Origin of the sequence: Pseudomonas sp. CFBP13509 (assembly GCF_005233485.1) — a bacterium.
Taxonomy (GTDB): Bacteria; Pseudomonadota; Gammaproteobacteria; order Pseudomonadales; family Pseudomonadaceae; genus Aquipseudomonas; species Aquipseudomonas marginalis.
Genome location: NZ_QGAA01000028.1, coordinates 1 through 19,017 on the forward strand (window position 1 = coordinate 1; position 19,017 = coordinate 19,017).

Here is a 19,017-nt window from a genome sequence, read left to right on the forward strand (position 1 = left end):
AGAGCCAGAGCCAGAGCCAGAGCCAGAGCAGATCAAAAGATTGCTGACTTCGTCAGCGATTAAGGAAGTAGAAGCCACACCGCGTACGCTTCAAAGATCAGGTCGGCTTTAAGGCCGCCTCGCTTTGTTTTTGATCTGGGATCGCCCCGTTAAACACGCTGGCCGAACGCAGGCTTTGGAGCGTGGGTAACCCGGCAGGACGCCGGGTTAGCCGCACTGGGCCAAGGATGGCCCATTGCGGCGGCCCACGCTCCAAAGCCGGAGTGAGGGCACACCGAGCCTAGGCGAGGTGCCGAGTGTTGGGGCGAAGCGTTTTTGGTTACTTTTGGCGCTCTTCCAAAAGTGACCCGCTGTAAGAGCGGAACCCTAAGTGGCCGTTACCGCAGCAACGGATATGTACTCGGTCAAATCCAACGACATGGTCGGCCCGAAGGCCGCCACGGAAGCAAACCACAGACCTCTGAAAGTTGTGTAGTGGACTTGTTCCCTCGCAGGGCATCAGTTGGATAGGCGCCGGATCCCGAGCCGTCACAGCAACAATCTCCCAGCCCCAACAAAAAAATGCCCCCCCGCCAAGGGATGGGCATTTTCCCTCCAACCATTACTGCTTGGCGTGCTTGGCCTGTACTTCAGGCATCGCCGAAGAATGATGGTTAAGAATTTTCCACTGGCCACCCACCTGCTCATAGACGAAGGTGTAGCGCGCCTGCACCTGACGCACCTTGCCATCCGACTCGGTCAGGGTGAAGGTGTAGACGCCACTGTCCATGGCCACGTTGCTGCCCAGCTGGCGGATCTCGCGGTAGTTGATCTGGCCCACCGGCTTGAGCGCCAGGAAGTGGTCGAAGTAGTCGGTGATCTGCTCCGGCGTCGTGCGCACCTGGTTGGAAACGGTCGGCTGCAACACAGCGCCCGGCGCGTAGAGGTCGACCACGGATTTCGCGTTGCCGGTCTGCAGGGCGCTGTTCCAGCGATCGAATAAACCGGCAATCTCGCGGTCTTTGACATTGGCCGGCGCCTGGGCGACTTCACGGTAGACATACGGGGCCGTCTCGGCAGCATGAACAAACGGTACGCTCAGGGCAAACATCAGGGCGATCGGGGCGATATCGAATTTCATTGCATTACTCCAGTGGTCGTCGTTGAGGCCACTTTGCCAACCTGCCCGCCAGCCGCCATCGGCCAACCGGAGGTATTTACCTATGCCATTTGGCAGATAGCGCCCAAGGGGTCCGACCATGTCTAATAGATCCCCCTCGCGCCCGCAGCAATGGAGCATCAACCATGCATGACACGCCCCATGATCCCGGCAGCGCCCTGGCCATGCGCGCGCACTTTCGCCAATCGCAAAGTCGTACGGCGCGCCTGCGCCTGTTGGTGGATACCGGCCAGGAATTGCGCCAACTGGCCCCCGACGCCATGCGCGAACGCGTGCTCGCGCGGGCCTGCGCGTTTCTGGCCATGGACCACGGGCTGCTGCAGGAGTGGGACGCCGAGGGCATCGCCTATACCAGCGCCCGCCATGGCAACCCGTCGCGCTTGGGCAGCCTGGCCGCCCTCGCCGACCGCAGCCTGCGCACGGCGTGCTGGCAGGAGCGTCCATCCGAGGACGTGCCCAGCGTCTTGCAAGTGCCGTTGCGCGCCGGTGACGGCGATGCCTTTGGTGTACTGGTGCTGGGCAATAGCGTCAGCCTGCGGGCGCCGGAGCACGAAGACAGCGAGTCCCTGCAACTGCTCGCCACATTACTGGCCGCCCACCTGGAAAACGACCGGCTGCTGAGCACCCTCAAGCTGCGCGACAAAACCCTGTCCGACCTGGTCAACCGCTTGCTCCGCGCCCAGGAAGACGAACGCAAACGCGTCGCCTACGACCTCCACGATGGCCTGGCGCAAACCCTGGCGGGCCTGCACCAGCGGCTGCAAGGCTTTGCCGGGCGCTGCCCGCCGCTGCCGGAGGCATTGGCCGCCGACCTGGAGGCGATTCTTACCCTGGCCCAACACTCGGTTGGCGAGGGCCGGCAACTGATTGCGGGCCTGCGTCCCACGGTGCTGGATGATTTCGGCTTGTTCAAAGCCCTCGATAAGGAAGCCGACCGCCTGCGTGACGCCGGCATCAACGTGGTGTGGCAGGCGCACTGTGAGACGCGCTTACCCAGCCAGGTGGAAATCGCCTTGTTCCGGATCGGCCAGGAAGCCATCAACAATGTGCTCAAGCATGCGCGCGCCAGTCAAGTGCAACTGGTCCTGGCGCTGCACGACGGCCAGGCGTCCCTGCGGCTGGACGACAATGGCCGAGGCTTCAAGGCAGAGCCATCAGCAGATGACGTCCAGCATCTGGGCCTCGCCACCATGCAGGAGCGCGCCAGCCTGTTGGGCGGCAGCTTCACCTGCGTCAGCACCGTCGACGGCGGTACCCGGCTGCACGCCCGCGTGCCTGCGCACTTGATTGGAGTCCCGCAATGACCCACGTCCTGCGCCTGGTGCTGGCGGACGACCATGAAGTCACGCGCACCGGCTTTGTCTCCCTGCTGGCCGGCCACCCGCAGTTCGAGGTGGTCGGCCAGGCCAGTGATGGCCTGCAGGCGGTGGAACTGTGCGAACAGCTTCTGCCGGATATCGTCATCCTCGACATCCGCATGCCCGGGCTCAACGGCCTGGGCGCCGCACGCTTGCTGCAACAACGCCTGCCGGCGGTGAAGGTGGTGATGTTCACCATGGACGACAGCCCCGAGTACCTGGAGGCGGCCATGAATGCCGGTGCGGTGGGCTACTTGCTCAAAGACGCCAGCCGCGCCGAGGTGATCCATGCGCTACAACAAGTGGCCGCCGGTGGCGAGGCGCTCAACACGGCGGTCAGCGCCCGGCTGTTGCGGCGCATGACCGAACGCCAGGCCAGCGGTGCCGCCCCCGGCGAACCGCTCACCCCACGGGAACGCCAGGTCCTCGGCTTGGTCGCCAACGGCATGAGCAACCGCGCCATCGGCGAACACCTGGGCATTACCACCGGCACGGCCAAGGCCCATGTCGAGCGGGTGATCGGCAAGCTCGGCGCGGCTGACCGTACCCAGGCCGCCGTGCGGGGCATCGCCTTGGGCCTGGTGACACCCACATGAGGCGGCCCAAATGAGAAAGCGTTGGGCCGACCTGCCGCTGCGCGGCAAGGCGCTGGTGGTGATTTCACTGCCACTGGTGGTGCTGTTGCTGTCCCTGGTGCTGATCTACACCACGGAACGCCAGACCGCCCGCGCCGAAGAGGATGTGCGCCGGGTTTTACGCGTGCAAGGCGATATCCAGGCCGTGCATACCCTGCTCGCGGAAGCCGCCGCCAGTGTGCGCGGTTACCTGCTCACCCGCCGCGAAGACTTCCTGCCCAGCTACCTGAACGCCAAGCCCCAGATCGAGTCGGCCCTGCGCCGACTGGACCGCAACGTACGCGATCAACGGGTGCGCGAGCAGCTCAGCGCGATCAAGCCGCTGATCGACGGCAAGGTCGACGGGCTGGAGGAAATGCTCAAGGACAGCGACGCCACACCGGAGTCCATCAGTGCCATCCTGATCAGCAACAAGCACATCCTCGACGCCCTGCGCCAACACATCAGCACCATGCTCACCCTTGAGGCGTCGTTGCTGGCCGAGCGCAGCGCCGCCGCCTCCGAAACCCGCCAACGCTTGTTGCTGTCGACCTGGCTGGCGGCGATCTGCGGCTTGTTCGGGGCGATTGTCGCGGTGCTGTTTCTGTCCAAGGGTATTGTCGCCCGGGTGCAGAATGTGCAGCGCAATGCCCAACGCCTGGCCCTGGGCTCGCCGCTGCTGCCACAGCCGCCGGAAAAAGACGAAATCGGCCAGTTGGGCACCAGCCTGGTGGAGGCCGGACTGTTGCTGGCCGAACGCGAACGCGCCTTGCGCGACAACGAAGAACGCTTGCGGCTGATCATCGATGGGGTCAAGGACTACGGGATCTTCGCCCTCGACACGGCGGGCCATGTCACCAGTTGGAACAACGGCGCCGAGCGGATCAAGGGCTATACCGAACAAGAGATAATCGGCCAGCATTTCTCGCTGTTCTACCTGCCCCAGGAATGCCCGCAGCACCCGGACATGGCGTTGCGCGAGGCCACCCGCAACGGTGATTACACCGAAGAAGGCTGGCGCTGCCGCAAGGACGGCACGCGGTTCTGGGCCAGCGTGGTGATCACGGCGCAATACGACGGCACCGGCGCCCTGCGCGGTTTTTCCAAGATCACCCGCGACATCACCGACCGCCGCGCGGCGGAGATCGCCCTGCGCACCGCCCGCGAGGAAGCCGAACGCGCCAGCCGCGCCAAAAGCCAATTCCTGTCGCGCATGAGCCACGAACTGCGGACCCCGCTCAACTCGATCCTGGGCTTTGCGCAACTGCTGGACATGGACGCGCCCAAGGCGCAAAAGGCCGATGTCGGTCATATTCTGCGCGCCGGCCAGCACCTGCTCACGCTGATTAATGAAGTGCTGGACATCGCCAAGATCGAGGCCGGAAGCCTGGCGTTGAATATCGTGCCGATCCCGCTTGCGGGCACCTTGCAAGAGGCGCTGACGCTGGTGTCGCCCATGGCCGCCGACGCAGGCGTGCAGTTGCGGCCGCTGCCGGCACTGGCGGCGGATACGGGCATCGTTGCCGACCGCCAGCGCCTGACCCAGGTGCTGCTGAACCTGCTGTCCAATGCGATCAAATACAACCGGCGCGATGGCCAGGTGAGCCTTGAGGTCGATATCCGTGGACAACGAGTCAGCGTGGCTGTGTGCGATACCGGCAACGGCATCGCAGCCGATCATATGGGGCAACTGTTCAAGCCTTTCGAACGCCTGGGGGCCGACCCGAATGTGGAAGGCAGCGGCCTGGGCCTGGCACTGAGTAAAAGCCTGCTGGAGAACATGGACGGCCGACTCAAGGTGCAGAGCCAGCCCGGCGTCGGCTCGCGCTTCACCCTGGAACTGCCCTTCGTGCGCGTGGCCCACGCCCAGAGTATTGCCACGCCCGGCATCGACACCGAATTGAAGCGCCCTGCTCCCGTCGTCAGCACCTTCGAGGGCAAGGTGTTGTGCATCGAGGACAACCTCTCCAGCCTGGCGCTGATCGAAACCCTGCTGCAACGTCGGCCCGGCATACGCCTGCTGTCGAGCATGCAAGGCCAACTGGGCCTGGACCTCGCCGCGCAGCATGCGCCACAGCTGATTCTGCTGGATGTGTCGCTGCCGGACATCAATGGTTTGAAGGTGCTGCAACGCCTGCGTCAGTCACCGATCACCCGCGAAACACCGGTGCTGATGATCACCGCCGACGCCAGCGACCTTACCCGCCAGACCTTGCAGGAAGCCGGCGCCACCGCGGTATTGAACAAACCGATCAACGTGCCGGCGTTTCTCGCCCACCTCGACCAAGCTTTTCCGGAGCCCGCGTGAACCTCGACCTGCGTATCCTGATCATCGACGACCAACGCCCGAACCTCGACCTGGTGGAGCAACTGCTGGCACGCGAAGGGCTGACCAACGTGCTGAGCAGCACCCAGCCGCTGCGCACCCTGGAGTTGTTCAACAGCTTCGAGCCGGACCTGGTGATCCTCGACCTGCACATGCCGGAGTTCGACGGCTTTGCGGTGCTGGAGCAACTCAACCGGCGCATCCCCCAGGGTGAATACCTGCCGATCCTGGTACTCACTGCCGACGCGACCCGCGACACGCGCCTGCGTGCCCTGGCCCTGGGCGCCCGGGACTTCATCAGCAAACCCCTGGACGCGCTGGAAACCATGCTGCGGGTGTGGAACCTGCTGGAAACCCGGGTGCTGTACAAGACCTTGCGTACGCTGGTGCCGGCGGACCGGATTGAGTTGTTGCAACGTAGCGGATCAACGGCTATTCGACGCTGCTAGGGCGATTGGCTCACAAATCCACCACGTCGCCACGCCGGGATGTTGTATACGGCGGCCCGACACCGGACAATCCCGCGCCCGTCCATTTCGCACTACAGGGATATTCCGCGCATGGCTGCTTCCAATAAATGGCTGATGTCATCGGTTGCTTATTACCTCGATTTCTTCACCGTTCCGCTGTTTGTGGTAGCTGCCCTCTATCTGGCGCCCTTTGAGCCCTGGCTGGCACTGTCGGGCCTGCTGGCCTGGACGCTGGTGGAGTATTCGGCGCACCGTTTCCTGTTCCATTCGCTGTATCGCCGCGAGCATTGGACCCACCATATCGACGTGCTGGCCTACATCGGCGTGTCCAGCTGGAAAACCAGTTCGACCTTCGCCGTGCTGTTGTTGCTCGCCTGGTCCATCGGCCTCACCTCGGCGTTTATCGGCGCGGTGACGGGCTATTTCGTCTACATCTCGCTGCACTACGTGATGCACCGCCCGCAGCATTGGGCCTACGCCTTTATTCCGGGATTGGTGGCCAATCACGACCTGCATCACCGCAAAGGCATCGAGAAGAACTTCGGTGTGTCTTCGCCGCTGTGGGACCATGTGTTTCGCACTTATATTCGGGTTGAGGCGGATGCAGAGCCGGCCTGAGCCCCCTCAGTGCTGATAAATCTCCCCAGGGGGGATGCCTCGGGGAGCAGCAATTTACTGCGCTCAAGGCAAAACGGCAGGATCCAGAGTTTCAAGCCCTCGGCGCTCTTGAAATCGAAAACGGGCAAGGGTTCGCGGAACGACTCTGTCCATGGATAGATCAGAACGGCGTGCCCGGCGTCCTTCAAGTAGAGGTGGGCGTACGCATGGAGCTGGTAAAAGTCGGCCTGGCTGAGCTTGTACTTCTCGAAACGGTTGCCTTTGGCGCGATCCAATAACTTCCATTTGGTGTCGAGCACCATTCGCGGCTGCGTGCCCTCTTGAACCAGCAGGTCGGGCTTCAGGCGGAACCAGTTCTCGTCCTTGTGCACCACCAGGTGCTCGCGGCTGACCTGGGTTTTCAGGCCAAAGCCGTCCTCCAACTGGCGCGCCAGATGCTTCGCCACATAGGCCTCAAAAACCGCCTCCATCGGAAACAACAACGACGGCACATGATGCTGGCCGGCGCCCGGTACGGGGCTGTTGCCCTGCAGGATGAGCCGCGCCCATTCAAGGGCAGGTTCGTAATATGCCATGCCCCGGTCCAGCCGGATGCGTTTGAAGTCCTGCGCCACATCGGTGGGCAGCGGCACATCAGCGAAAACAAAACACAACTCGCGCGCCAGACGCTGATTGGCGGGCGCGCTGCACATATCCAGTGCTTTGCGCAGGGCCGCATGAATCAGGCGATTTTCAGCACGGTCCGGAGTGAACTCATCGTGCTCGGTAAAGAACCGGTCGCGCCGCACCAGATTCTCCGAGAGGTGACGCGCCATCACCAGCTTGCCGCGCAGGCTGGATAAGTTGGCTTGCCGGGCGGTGTAATCACTGCGCAGCCCTTTCCTGACGACATGCCTGACCGTCTCGAGAAACTGTTGCAGGAACACCTCGAGTAGCGGCATTCGGTCAGCCTGAAGATCGGCATTCAGCGTCTTGAGGTGACGAAAACCGCGCAGGCACTTGAGCATCTCGATCAGTTTCCGGCGCGCCAGGGACGCTGATGTTTCGCTGCCGATCTTGGGCAGGATCTCGATCTGGAAACCGCAAGGTGCACGCAGGACGCCCACATAGCTGGTCACCTGGATAACGCGCTGCCCTCGGCGGCTGGTCAGTCTGAGCCAGGCAGGTGCGTGCTCGTCGGCTTTCAGGCATTGCTCTTCCAGCCAGGCAAATACGCGCCCGGGGATTACCGTTGCGCTCACCCCGTCGCCAGACTCCACCAGCCTGCCGTACTCAAAGATCTGTATGGCACTCATTCGGCGACAGGCTTGAATAGCGTCGAATAGATACCGATGTACGCTTGCGGTGTGTTGAAGGTGTCAGCATTCAGGCTATAGCGTGGCCGTAGCGCATACTCGTCCCACTCATCACTCGAACCAAACAGGTTCGTGGCCCCTCTGCCCGACTCAACATCGCGTACAAACTGGAGCTCAGGCGCTTTCTTTTGGTTGTCGCCCAGTACCAGCCTGATTTTCTGCCAATCGTCGAAAAAGTACTCCTCCAGCAGCGGGATGATCCGGGTTCTGAAGAGCGTGGCCAACGCTCCGAAACGCTGCTCCGAGGACATGCCTTTCAATGGCGTGAAATAGGCATGCCCGATGGTGTGCTCACGGTCATACAACGCTTCGATGCGCATGTTCAGGGCGGTCAACAGTTGTTCCAGGTCAATCTGGTGATCGCCCTTGGACACCGTGACACCCTTCAATACACGGGGATCCGGCATCAGTTCGATGAACTCGAAGCGGCGGCGCAAGGCGGTATCGACCAGCGCCAACGAACGGTCGGCGGTGTTCATCGTGCCGATCACGTCGACGTTCAAAGGCACGCTGAACGGCTTGCCTGAATAGGGCAGCGTCAGTGTCACCGAATTGACCTCACCTTCACGCTTGTCGAGTTCGATCAAGGTGATCAGTTCGCCGAAAATCTTGCTGATGTTGCCTCGGTTGATTTCGTCGATCACCATCGCGTATTGATGCGCAGGGTCCTTCCTGGCCCGCTCGCACAGGCGCAAGAAAGCACCCGGTTTAATCTCATAACGAACGTCGCCGGTGGTGGTCGCATCCGCATGAGCAGCGGTGCTGTCGAAAATCACCGGACGCAGCCCTTCGACAAATTCTTCGTAGCCGTAAGACTGGTGGAAGGTAACGAATTCGAAGCGTTGCGAAGGGTAGTCGGCCTCGAGCAGACGTTGCAAGGTCCAGGTTTTGCCCGTGCCGGGCGGGCCGAAATAGATTTGATTGCGGGTGATGATATTGGCCTCAGACAGCGCACTGTCACCCAGCAATACGTCCTCTTCCATGGCGACAACCTCTTCGATGCGGTACTGATCCGGCCAATAGCCAATGCGGCGGGAACGCTGGCCTCGTTTTGCCGAAACGCCCTGTTTCTGCGCATTGGCCGCTTCAACCAATGCCACCAGTTCAGGGCTCAACTTCTGGTTCAGCGGCACGGCATCCAGGCCGTCAAACGCCAACCATCGGACTTCGACACAATCAAAGCGCACAAACAGTGCCCCCATCGTCGATCCCCGAATGGCGCTTTTTTCTTTCCCGCCGAATACCAACTGCGTGTTGGTGGCTTTCGTGGCCCACCAGTCAAAACCCAACCCATGAACCGCGATGGCAAGACGCACAAACAACTGCGTCATTTCGCTGCTCCACTTTGGCTGCCGTTCTCTGAAATCCTTGCAGCACTGAAAATGCTGCAACAGTTGCGCCGCGTTCGGCGTTGTAATCAAACCCAGTTGTTCGGCCACTTGGCTGTACCCGATTGGGAAATGGTTGATGGCGTGTGCGCTCCACTCGATGATTCCCGAGAAGCCTATCGCCAGGCCTTCTTCGGCCGACATGAGCGCAACAATCGGCGAGTCGTGGTAAGGCCCACGGATTTCGTCGTAGCGCCTGCGCAGGGAGGCATCGTCGAGTTTGGCGTCGACCAGATCGATCTTGACGAAGAAACCGTCAACAGCGTCGATGCCTACGGTGTAGGCCAGCTCCAGGGGAGCATCCGCGTACGGATAGATACGCGACCAGTTGTAGGCCACGAACTTTCTGTTCCACTGGTCTATGGGTCGGCGAATGGTTTTAGTGGTGCCTTGGGGGAAGAGACGCTCCTGTAAAGTCTCAGCCCACCGCTTGGTGATGTCATAGGCGTTGCGCAGTTGGCTGTAAGCGTCGCGATGGGTGGTATCGGTCTTGTCGAAGACCTTTTCGTGCCATTCGCTCAGGCATGCGAATTGGTCACGGGTAAAGTTGGTGGGTACCACGTGCTGAAATTCCTTCCCTTGAAAGTGATTTCATACTGCCATCAGTGCTTAAGGCTTGGATAGTAGCGAGGTCAAAATGTTTACGGAAAGTCACGCGTCTGCTCCACAGCCTGCTTGGCGATTGTTTTTATTACGAACAAATCTAGCCGCCCATACACCTGCGCCGCCAACCTTATCTACGCTCTAGCCCGTGCCAGGAGGCGCATTGAAGAGTCCATGACGGACCCACTGTCTCCCGGCGCCTGATGCCTAGGAGATACCGATGAGAATGGAAACCCATCGCCCCCGGCCCGGGTTCGGCTGTGCGCTGTTTGGCGCGTTGCTGAGCCCCCTGGTCGTCGCGGCCCCCACGTTGTCTACGCAAATACCCTTCGATGTCACGGCGACCCCGCCCTTTTCCCTGTCCAGCCTGCAAGCCAACTTCGATGAAATGTCGTGGCAGACGTTCATCGCGCTGAACTGGCCGGCCCTGGACACGGGTCAACCCAACAGCGCTGTGCAGATCGGCCAGCAGGACGCGGCCACCGTGTGGGAAAGCTATAAGGAGAGCTATCAGATATTCCTGGCCCAAGGGCAGAAGCCGCTGCCCTTTCATGCGCCCGCCAGCGTGCCGAAAGCCTGTGAAGGCAAGGGTTCCGGGCGCTTGCTGCAACAGATGGGCAAGGTTCCGGATGTGCTCGACGAGTTTATCCAGCCGTTTGAAAGCGGCCCCCTGGTGGACCAGAGCGGCGTGTACACGCGCAATGAAATCGTGGTCAACCAAGCCATGTTCGACGGCATCGTCAACAACGGCCTCTACAGCATCCAGGGCCAACAGGCGTTTTTTGCCGCCAGCCCGACCAATGCCGTGGCGTTCAGTTGCGGTAACCCGAGCACCAGTGAGGTGGGTTCGCTGATGGTCAAGGCCGCGTGGAAGGTGTTGGACGGCAACGACAATCCCGCCAGCTTCCATAGTGTCGATGCCCTGGTGTATACGCCGGGCAACAGCGACCCGAGCAAGGGGCCGGTGGTGGCCGAGTCCTGCGTGGCCGAGCCGGTCGGGCTGGTGGGCCTGCATATCGTGCACAAGACCACCAGCGCGCCGCAGTGGGTGTGGTCGACCTTCGAACACGTCGACAATGTGCCGGAAAAGACCACGCCGCCCGCCGAGCGCAAAGGCCCGTACCTGTTCTACAACGCCAGCAGCCAGGCCGAGGTCAACCAGCCGCCGCCCCGGCCATGGAACCCGGCGGTGAAGGCCACGCCCTCGCAGATCGTGCGCGAGATACCGTTGACCAATGAAACCAAGGCCCTCAACACCACCTACCAGACCCTGCTGCGCACGGTGAATCCCAACAGTGTATGGGCCAACTATCAGCTGATCAGCACCCAGTGGCCGACGCTCAGCGGCCAGCCGCCGTGCCAGATCTCCGCCACCAAGCCGCTGGGCAATCCGGCACCGTCGTTCCTCGCCAATGCCACGCTGGAGACCTATATCCAGGGCACCGTGCCCCAGGCGTCGTCCAGTTGCATTGCCTGTCACGGCAATGCCGCCACCCACGTGACCCAGTCGCCGCGCACCAGCTTCGCGGACTTCACCTACCTGCTCGAGCGCGCCCAATCCACCGGTGTGACAAGGAGTCAGCCATGAGTACCGACCTGGACAATTTCACTGGCCTGAGCGTGGTGCTCACCGGCATCGATCAGGAACTGCTGGCGCCGTCGGTAGACCCCATCGGCCTGCCCAGCACCTTTCTCAACTTCATCGGCCCGCGTGTCGGGCAAAGCGTGCTCAGCGCCCTGCTGGCCCAGTACGCCACGCTGGCGGCCGAGCAGGCGACACCGCAGCAAATCGGCACAGCGATCCTGATGCAGAACGGCCAACCGGCACCGACGCAAACCGCCCAGGTGGCACGCGCGATCATGAAGCTCTGGCTGCTGGGCGTGTGGTACCAGCCGTATACCCAGGGCGCGTTCCCGCTCGGCGAGCAAACCGTGGTGAGTGACGAGGCCTACACCCAGAGCTGGGCGTGGAGTATTGCCCAGGCCCACCCCATGGGCTACAGCGAGTTCTTCTTCGGCTACTGGAACAGCCCGCCGCCCAGCCTGGAAGACTTCACCGGGGTTAACGCCAGCACGCAGCCAGGAGCATCGTCATGAGTAGCGAACAAGCAGATGTGGTGATTGTCGGTGCGGGCCTTGCGGGCAGCCTCATTGCCTATCAATTGGGCCTGGCCGGGGTGCAAGTGCTGGTGCTGGAATCGGGGCCGGAGATCCCGCCCAATCGCAACCAGTACCTGGAGCGTTTCTATACCGCGACGTTGAAGACGCCCGAATCACCCTACCCGCCGGTGAGCACCTTGAGCCCGCTGCGCAAGCCGGCCGAACAGAACGCACCGCGCGCGACCATCGCCGACCTGATCAATGACAACTGGAAAAACCCCGAGGTCAGCTACCTGGTGCAAAAAGGCCCGCTGCCGTTCACCAGTACCTATGAGCGCGTGGGCGGCGGCACCACCTGGCACTGGGTCGCCACCTGCCTGCGCATGCTGCCGAATGATTTCCGGATGAAATCCCTGTACGGCGTGGGGGTGGACTGGCCGATCAGCTACAACGACCTGCAAAGCGCCTATTGCCGTGCCGAAGCGGAGATCGGTGTGGCGGCGAACGTGGCCGACCAGGCGTACCTGGGCATTACCTTCCCGGCCAACTATGAATACCCGATGACCAGCATCCCGCTGTCGCTGGTCGATGGCAGCTTCGTCAGCGCGGTGCAGGGCCAGTCGTTCGAGGGCCTGCCCTTGGTGGTCAGCCCGACGCCGGCCGGGCGCAACTCGCAGCCGTATGCCGGGCGACGGGTGTGCGCGGGTAACACCAACTGCACACCGATCTGCCCGATCCAGGCCAAGTACGATGCCACGGTGACCATGAACAACGCGCTCAACACCGGCAATGTGCGGGTGCTGTACAAGACCGTGGCGAGCAAGGTCACCGTGGGGGCGGACAACAGCATCAGCGGTATCGAGTTCATCCAGTATCAGCTCGGCGATGGGCCACCGACCGGCACCGGCGTTGCGGTGGGGCAACGTTATGTGATCGCCGCCCATGCCATCGAGACGCCCAAGTTGCTGCTCAATTCCACCAGCAGCGCCTGGCCCAACGGCATGGCCAACAGCAGCGGCCAGGTCGGGCGAAGCCTGGCGGACCACCCGATCTACCTGGCCTGGGGCCTGATGCCCGAGGGCAAGACGGTGTTCCCGTATCGCGGCCCGGTGTCCACCTCCGGCATCGAAAGCCTGCGCGACGGCGCGTTCCGCAGCCAGCGCGCGGCCTGGCGGATCGAGATCGGCAACGAGGGCTTCAACTGGCCGATCGGCGATCCCTACACCACCGTCGCCGACCTGATTGATGGCACCAACGTCAGCAAGACCAACCCGCTGCCAAACACACCGGGCGCGCCCCAGGTGCTGTTCGGCACGGCGCTGGTGCAACAGCTGAACAACCTGCTCACGCGGCAATTTCGGATAGGCTTCCTGGTGGAGCAAGTGGAGGAAGATCCCAATAACGCCAACTGCTATATCGTGCCTTCCAGCCAATACAAGGACCGCCTGGGCATCCCGCGCCCGGAAATCCACTACGACCTGTCCAACTACACCAAGGAAGGCTTCAAACAGGCGCGGATCCTGGCCAGCCATGTCATCACCGAACTGCTCGGGGCTACCGAACTGACTGCCGACATCCCGCCTGGGGTGTTCACCTACCAAGGGCAATCCTATTCGTTCCAGGGTGCCGGGCATTTGATGGGCACCTACCGCATGGGGGACGACCCCAAGACCTCGGTGGTGGACAAGACCCAACGCAGTTGGGACCACAACAACCTGTTCCTGGTGGGTGATGGCGTGTTCCCCACTACCGGCACCTCCAACCCCAGCCTGACCATCGCCGCGCTGTCGATCCAGGCCGGCGACACCCTGTGCAACGAGCTCAAGGCCGCGACAGTACAGGTGCAGGCCAACCAGCCATGGCAAGGCACTGGCGTGCAGATCAGCGGCCCGAGCCCGCGCCTGGTGCGGTATGTCAGCAGCAAGTGGCTGGCCAGCCCGGTGGGCGGCATGGTCGATGGCAACGGCAGCCCCGGGCTGATCGCCAAGGCGGGCTACACCTTGCCGGGAGCCAATGAGGGCGCGCTGATTGGCCGTGTGAGCAGCAGCGGGACACCGTTTCTGGTGGGTGACCTGGCGGAGATTCCGGCGGGGCAGACCGGGGAATTGCAGCTGTGCATCAACGATGATCTGGAGGGGCGTTATGGCATTGGGTTGGGGGATAACCAGGGGGCGCTGACGGTGCAGGTGGGGTTCGGTACCACGTAGGGTCCTGGGCTGCGGGGAAAACCCGCAGCCCATTTTTTTAGGTGGCTGGCAGACAGTCGAAAATGGCTACTCGCCACTACTTGAATCGATAGGTAAACTTCAAACCCATGCACCTCGGGGGCGGTCCCCGGTCTCTAATGTCATAGGAAACAGGTGGACATTCATGGAAGAAAGTCATATCTGGCTCGGCGAGCTATTAGCACGCGCACAGGCCAGTCAGCTTCAGAGCGAGATGACGGACGCTCAATTCCAGCAGGTTTTGCTCTATGTCCTCGCCGTGCAAATCGTGGACTGGGACAGCCCTAAATGGGTCAAGGAGCGGGAGACTAAGTACTGGGTCTACCACGACACCATTCAGGCCTGCGTGCACATGCTGATGGAGCACTGTGGCCTCGCCGAAAAAATCACTGCATGCGACGAACAGACCTACGAACAGCTATCAGTGCTGTTGGATGAGGTCACGGAGCAACTGGACGGAGAAGAGTGCCTCAACCTGTTCGACGCACTTTTTTATTTTCTTGCCACCCAAGCCCGTTTCGACCGCCGCCATGCCCAGATCAGCGGAGCACTCGCCACCGGCTTGGCGCGCGATGAAGGGCTGATCGACCTGGAGCCCTATAGTGGCGAAGCCTTCGTCAAGCATTTCGACCTCCATCAGGGCCGGTTTGCATACTTGCTTGTTGAAGGTAGCGCGGCCCTACACCACTTGACCCGACTCAGACTGATCGTGCAAGGCGTCAATGCCGAACTGATCCAAGGTCTGCCGAATGACTTCAAACGTGAGGGCCTGTCACTGCTGGATAACCCGGTCGACTTGAAACAGCCCTTCGTCTCACTGTTACAACGGACCGAAGAAGGCACGTTAACGGGGCGAACACTGATGGTGTTCACGCCTGGCCGGACCCCAACCCCCGCCTCCCTGGATAAACTCAAGCAACACCTGTCCAGCAATGACCTGCTTGAAGCCGTGTTCGATTTCACGAGCTATAACGACGCTGGCAACGCCACCCGCTACTACGCCTGGTTGTTGAATAGCCAAAAATCCCAGGCAGACAGAACGTTGTGCATCGACACACGCAAATTGCTGTCTGGGATTCGGGGGGTCAGCGCAGAAGAGCTCGCCTACTTCTCAGCAGCGATTTACCAGATATGGAGGTCAGATGGAGCGTTGCGCTTTAGCCAATACCCTGAGTCGAAGCTGCTGGGTTCACTCAAAGGGCTGTTTGCCCAATGGTTCGACACTGGGTATGAGGATGTCGACGGCGTTTGCGTAGAATTGGACACCAAGGATGTGCTCAGGACCCGCATCGGCGGGACTCGGGTTCCGCCCGTTGATCGAGTACGGGAAATTTCACTGCTCGACCGGCGCCCGCTGGAGCACCTGCTCGCGCAACCAGGCAGCGTATCTTCCTGCACCTACGTCATCGGTAACAATGGTGCCGGCAAAAGCCTGTTGTTGGCTTCTCTGGTTGACCACCTGCAGCAACAGTCCACCGCCAGTGTGGCCATTGTGGTCGGGCCGATTGACCGTTTTCCCTTGGGCAATCGCGAGAAGTATCCTCATTATCGCTACCTGGGCGACCGGACGAGTACCGGGTATTCATCGCAAACCATCGAGCGCAAGTTGATCGACCTGTTGGTCGAAACGGTCGAGATACCTGAGCGCCTGGCGTTGCTGGAAAACCTGCTTGAGCGCATGGGCCTCAAACAGCGCCTGTACCTTGCGCCCAATGGTGCATTCAACGAACTGCTGCGACCACTCGACCTGGCCGCCCAAGTCATTCCCCTTGCCCTCGCGGTCAGTGAACATGTTTCCCTCAAGGGACTGAGTCTCGCATTGAGTCGCCAAGGCCATTCCAACCTGCTGAAATTCACCGACCTCAGCTCCGGCGAACAACAGGTGCTGCTCTTGTTCGCCAAAATCATGGCAAGCGCCGGCCCCGGCAAAGTGCTGCTGATCGATGAGCCAGAAGTGAGCCTGCATGTCGGTTGGCAGCAGTTGCTGCCGAGCCTGTTCAGCCTGATGGCAGAACGTCTGCAAACCCGGTTCGTGATTGCCACCCATTCACCGACGCTGGTTGCCAATGCCAAGGACAACCTGAGCCATTGTTTTATGGCCAAGGACAATCAACTGACAGAAATTGCGCCTGAACAGCGCCACTCAGTAGAGACCATCCTGCTCAAGGGCTTCGAGACCTACACCCCGCACAACCGGGAAGTCGCCGAGCGCTGCGCGGCGCTTGTGACAGAGGCGATTCGAGCAACCAACCGGGGCCAGGCGGGTAAGTATGCCCAACAACATGAAGACCTCAGGAAAGCACTGGAATACATGACAACCATCATGAAGACCTCCGGTGACGCCGAAGACAAGCGCTACCAACAGGACCTGCAACTCATCGACCACGCGAGTCTTGCCATCACCGAAACCTTTGCCCTTGCGCAACAGGCGTTGCCAGCATGACCCGCCCCACCGGCGAGCCGAAGGCAGCGCTCCCCTACAGCGAACAGCGCAAGTTTCTGCACGCATTGCGCAAGGGGGCAAAAGCTTTTGATAAAACTATCTGGGGCAAGCTGGGCGACCCTGCCAAAGCCGACTGTGCGGCGCTCAAAAAACGCTTGCGCGTAGCGCTGAAAAGCCGCCAGGAGCCCAGGTGTTGTTACTGCAAGCGCTGGTTGCTTAACCATGCGAGTGCAGCACCCATCGAACACGTGCTGTCACGCGACACCTATCCTCAATTCGCCTTGCATCCGCGCAACCTGGCGATTGCGTGTGTCGATTGCAATTCGGTCAAGGGCAAGGCCGACTGGGGCAAGTTCCCTGGCGCCCCGGCGCTTTACCCCACGGCAGACGTCATGACCTTCTTTCATCCCCGTCACCATCGCTACGATGAACATATCCGCTTCATCCGTATGGAAACCAATCGCCAGGAGTTCGTCAGCTATCACGGCCTCACGCCCCAAGGACAACACCTGTGCACCCAATTACTCAGCGCTGTGGTCGGTAAGCGCAGCCTTAAGCGCAGCTACCCCGCGCTGGCGGGCTGGCAACGCACCATCGACGACTTGGATGCCCAGGGCGACTCAACAGACCGCCCAGAACTGCAAGCCTTTCGCCATGCCATGGAAATAACGATTGCCGAACGGCTGAACGACGGCGGCAAGGCCAGCGCACTGTGGGTGGTTCCAGATGACGCCACCAAAGATGCTGCACCTAAAACATCGGGCCGCAAACACACTCGGTCACGCAAACAGCAACTCGCTCATGATCCCATTCGCGCTATCCAGGAACAGCTTGCATTCGACTGATCGCGCAGACGTCAAGCTACACCGCAATCTGGATATGTAGCCTCAACACAAAGGACCTGAGAGGTTCGTTACACACGCAACAACAGTCCTTTGTCATCACGCCCATTGATAGCCCCCTAACGAAACCCCCATGCTAGAGGGCTAACCCCGCGCTTATATCATTCCGAATGATAGTTACCTTTGCTTCATTCGATTCGTGACATACCGCCTCGCCGCGCATGATCCGCCCATCTCAAATACATTGGCGGATGCACCTCATGGAACAGTCACTCAAACATTTGCGCTTCCCCCTGGCGATCCTGGCCGTGGTGGTGATGAGCGCGTGCGGCAAGACCCCGGAACAAGCGGCCGCCATGCCACCGGCAAAAGTCAGCGTGGCCAAGGTGCTTGAGCAGCCGGTCAACGAGTGGGATGAATTCACCGGTCGCCTGGAAGCGCCCGAAACCGTACAGATTCGTCCACGGGTCTCTGGCCAGATTGACCAAGTCGCTTTCACCGAAGGCGCTTTGGTCAAGAAAGGCGACCTGCTGTTCCAGATCGACCCGCGTCCGTTCCAGGCCGAAGTGCGCCGCCTGGAAGCCCAACTGGCTCAAACCAAAGCCGCCGCCACCCGCAGCGACAACGAAGCCCAGCGCGGCGAACGCCTGCGCCAGAGCAATGCGATCTCCGCCGAACTGGCCGACTCGCGCACCACCGCCGCCCAGGAAGCCCGCGCCGCCGTCGCCGGGATCCAGGCGCAGTTGGACCTGGCCAAGCTGAACCTGAGCTTCACCCGCGTGACCTCGCCGATCAGCGGCCGCGTCAGCCGTGCCGAAATCACCGCCGGCAACCTGGTGACCGCCGACGTCACCGCGCTGACCAGCGTGGTCTCCACCGACAAGGTCTACGCCTACTTCGACGCCGATGAACGTGTGTACCTCAAGTACACCGAACTCGCTCGCCAAGGCCGTCGTGGCGCTACCACCCCGGTGTACCTGGGCCTGTCGAATGAAACCGGCAACCCGCACCTGGGCCAGATGAACTTCGTCGACAACCAGGTCAACCCGGCCACCGGCACCATCCGTGGGCGCGCCGTGTTCGATAACAGCAAGGGCGAATACACCCCTGGCCTGTATGCGCGCCTGAAGCTGGTCGGCAGCGGCACCTACTCCGCCGTGCTGATCAACGACGAGGCCGTCGGCACCGACCTGGGCAAGAAGTTCGTGCTGGTGATGGAAGGCGACAAGCCGGCGTATCGCGCAGTGGAACTGGGGCCGAAGATCGAAGGCTTGCGCATCGTGCGCAGCGGCCTGAACAAGGACGACACCATTATCGTCAAGGGCCTGCAACGCGCACGCCCCGGCTCGCCGGTCGCCCCGGAAACCATCCCGATGGCCAGCAAGGAAACCCTCGCCGCCTTGGCCCAACAACGACAAGCGCTTGAAGCCAGCAACCTGGAGCAAGTGGCGCCGGAAAAAACCGCGCCCAAGCTCGCAGCCGTTGCGTCTCCACGCGGTTAAGGGATACGACTCAA

14 protein-coding genes are annotated in these 19,017 nt (G+C 61.4%); 11 read left to right on the plus strand and 3 right to left on the minus strand.

Annotated elements, in window-relative coordinates; all coding sequences use genetic code 11:
• Nucleotides 1–601: 601 nt before the first annotated feature.
• Nucleotides 602–1,120, minus strand: coding sequence for an SgcJ/EcaC family oxidoreductase (locus PspCFBP13509_RS29070; RefSeq protein WP_065927722.1), 519 nt, complete (start codon nucleotides 1,118–1,120; stop codon nucleotides 602–604).
• A gap of 164 nt (nucleotides 1,121–1,284) precedes the next feature.
• Here PspCFBP13509_RS29070 and PspCFBP13509_RS29075 point away from each other — a divergent pair, with 164 nt between their 5' ends.
• From PspCFBP13509_RS29075 to PspCFBP13509_RS29095, 5 genes are all read left to right on the plus strand, one after another.
• The gene (locus tag PspCFBP13509_RS29075) at nucleotides 1,285–2,463 is read left to right on the plus strand and encodes a sensor histidine kinase (protein WP_137213042.1); all 1,179 of its coding nucleotides are present in this window, start codon (nucleotides 1,285–1,287) and stop codon (nucleotides 2,461–2,463) included.
• Nucleotides 2,460–3,113, plus strand: a complete 654-nt coding sequence (locus PspCFBP13509_RS29080; RefSeq protein WP_065927724.1) for a response regulator — start codon at nucleotides 2,460–2,462, stop codon at nucleotides 3,111–3,113. Before PspCFBP13509_RS29075 ends, PspCFBP13509_RS29080 begins: the two co-directional genes overlap by 4 nt.
• A gap of 10 nt (nucleotides 3,114–3,123) precedes the next feature.
• On the plus strand, nucleotides 3,124–5,439 hold the full coding sequence (locus tag PspCFBP13509_RS29085) for an ATP-binding protein (protein ID WP_137213043.1): 2,316 nt from the start codon (nucleotides 3,124–3,126) through the stop codon (nucleotides 5,437–5,439).
• Nucleotides 5,436–5,906 (plus strand): response regulator, encoded by a 471-nt coding sequence (locus PspCFBP13509_RS29090; RefSeq protein WP_065927726.1) that lies wholly within the window; start codon nucleotides 5,436–5,438, stop codon nucleotides 5,904–5,906. The genes PspCFBP13509_RS29085 and PspCFBP13509_RS29090 overlap by 4 nt, the downstream gene beginning before the upstream one ends.
• 111 nt (nucleotides 5,907–6,017) lie before the next feature.
• The gene (locus PspCFBP13509_RS29095; protein WP_065927727.1) at nucleotides 6,018–6,545 is read left to right on the plus strand and encodes a sterol desaturase family protein; all 528 of its coding nucleotides are present in this window, start codon (nucleotides 6,018–6,020) and stop codon (nucleotides 6,543–6,545) included.
• Here PspCFBP13509_RS29095 and PspCFBP13509_RS29100 read toward each other — a convergent pair.
• Both PspCFBP13509_RS29100 and PspCFBP13509_RS29105 read right to left on the minus strand, forming a co-directional pair.
• A complete protein-coding gene (locus PspCFBP13509_RS29100) occupies nucleotides 6,509–7,840 on the minus strand; it encodes an McrC family protein (protein ID WP_137213044.1) in 1,332 nt (443 codons plus the stop codon). The genes PspCFBP13509_RS29095 and PspCFBP13509_RS29100 overlap by 37 nt on opposite strands.
• Nucleotides 7,837–9,849 carry an McrB family protein gene (locus PspCFBP13509_RS29105; protein ID WP_137213045.1) on the minus strand — a complete coding sequence of 671 codons (2,013 nt, stop codon included), beginning with the start codon at nucleotides 9,847–9,849 and terminating at the stop codon, nucleotides 7,837–7,839. Before PspCFBP13509_RS29105 ends, PspCFBP13509_RS29100 begins: the two co-directional genes overlap by 4 nt.
• Before the next feature lie 262 nt (nucleotides 9,850–10,111).
• Here PspCFBP13509_RS29105 and PspCFBP13509_RS29110 point away from each other — a divergent pair, with 262 nt between their 5' ends.
• The 6 genes from PspCFBP13509_RS29110 (at nucleotide 10,112) to mexE (ending at nucleotide 19,003) form a co-directional block, all read left to right on the plus strand.
• Nucleotides 10,112–11,479 carry a cytochrome C gene (locus PspCFBP13509_RS29110; RefSeq protein WP_137213046.1) on the plus strand — a complete coding sequence of 456 codons (1,368 nt, stop codon included), beginning with the start codon at nucleotides 10,112–10,114 and terminating at the stop codon, nucleotides 11,477–11,479.
• Nucleotides 11,476–11,988: a sorbitol dehydrogenase gene (locus PspCFBP13509_RS29115; protein WP_065927731.1), complete on the plus strand. Its 513-nt coding sequence runs from the start codon at nucleotides 11,476–11,478 to the stop codon at nucleotides 11,986–11,988. Before PspCFBP13509_RS29110 ends, PspCFBP13509_RS29115 begins: the two co-directional genes overlap by 4 nt.
• The gene (locus PspCFBP13509_RS29120; protein ID WP_137213047.1) at nucleotides 11,985–14,198 is read left to right on the plus strand and encodes a GMC oxidoreductase; all 2,214 of its coding nucleotides are present in this window, start codon (nucleotides 11,985–11,987) and stop codon (nucleotides 14,196–14,198) included. Before PspCFBP13509_RS29115 ends, PspCFBP13509_RS29120 begins: the two co-directional genes overlap by 4 nt.
• A 163-nt stretch (nucleotides 14,199–14,361) precedes the next feature.
• Nucleotides 14,362–16,659 (plus strand): AAA family ATPase, encoded by a 2,298-nt coding sequence (locus tag PspCFBP13509_RS29125; protein ID WP_137213048.1) that lies wholly within the window; start codon nucleotides 14,362–14,364, stop codon nucleotides 16,657–16,659.
• On the plus strand, nucleotides 16,656–17,504 hold the full coding sequence (locus tag PspCFBP13509_RS29130) for an HNH endonuclease (RefSeq protein WP_065927734.1): 849 nt from the start codon (nucleotides 16,656–16,658) through the stop codon (nucleotides 17,502–17,504). Before PspCFBP13509_RS29125 ends, PspCFBP13509_RS29130 begins: the two co-directional genes overlap by 4 nt.
• A 257-nt stretch (nucleotides 17,505–17,761) precedes the next feature.
• Nucleotides 17,762–19,003 (plus strand): multidrug efflux RND transporter periplasmic adaptor subunit MexE, encoded by a 1,242-nt coding sequence (gene mexE / locus PspCFBP13509_RS29135; protein ID WP_065927800.1) that lies wholly within the window; start codon nucleotides 17,762–17,764, stop codon nucleotides 19,001–19,003.
• Nucleotides 19,004–19,017: the final 14 nt, after the last annotated feature.

What these genes read in the sequence shown, in the direction of transcription:
- PspCFBP13509_RS29070 (WP_065927722.1), bottom strand. Translation starts at nt 1,120, where the DNA reads ATGAAATTCGATATCGCCCCGATCGCCCTGATGTTTGCCCTGAGCGTA.
- PspCFBP13509_RS29075 (WP_137213042.1), top strand. Translation starts at nt 1,285, where the DNA reads ATGCATGACACGCCCCATGATCCCGGCAGCGCCCTGGCCATGCGCGCG.
- PspCFBP13509_RS29080 (WP_065927724.1), top strand. Translation starts at nt 2,460, where the DNA reads ATGACCCACGTCCTGCGCCTGGTGCTGGCGGACGACCATGAAGTCACG.
- PspCFBP13509_RS29085 (WP_137213043.1), top strand. Translation starts at nt 3,124, where the DNA reads ATGAGAAAGCGTTGGGCCGACCTGCCGCTGCGCGGCAAGGCGCTGGTG.
- PspCFBP13509_RS29095 (WP_065927727.1), top strand. Translation starts at nt 6,018, where the DNA reads ATGGCTGCTTCCAATAAATGGCTGATGTCATCGGTTGCTTATTACCTC.
- PspCFBP13509_RS29100 (WP_137213044.1), bottom strand. Translation starts at nt 7,840, where the DNA reads ATGAGTGCCATACAGATCTTTGAGTACGGCAGGCTGGTGGAGTCTGGC.
- PspCFBP13509_RS29110 (WP_137213046.1), top strand. Translation starts at nt 10,112, where the DNA reads ATGAGAATGGAAACCCATCGCCCCCGGCCCGGGTTCGGCTGTGCGCTG.
- PspCFBP13509_RS29115 (WP_065927731.1), top strand. Translation starts at nt 11,476, where the DNA reads ATGAGTACCGACCTGGACAATTTCACTGGCCTGAGCGTGGTGCTCACC.
- PspCFBP13509_RS29120 (WP_137213047.1), top strand. Translation starts at nt 11,985, where the DNA reads ATGAGTAGCGAACAAGCAGATGTGGTGATTGTCGGTGCGGGCCTTGCG.
- PspCFBP13509_RS29125 (WP_137213048.1), top strand. Translation starts at nt 14,362, where the DNA reads ATGGAAGAAAGTCATATCTGGCTCGGCGAGCTATTAGCACGCGCACAG.
- PspCFBP13509_RS29130 (WP_065927734.1), top strand. Translation starts at nt 16,656, where the DNA reads ATGACCCGCCCCACCGGCGAGCCGAAGGCAGCGCTCCCCTACAGCGAA.
- mexE (WP_065927800.1), top strand. Translation starts at nt 17,762, where the DNA reads ATGGAACAGTCACTCAAACATTTGCGCTTCCCCCTGGCGATCCTGGCC.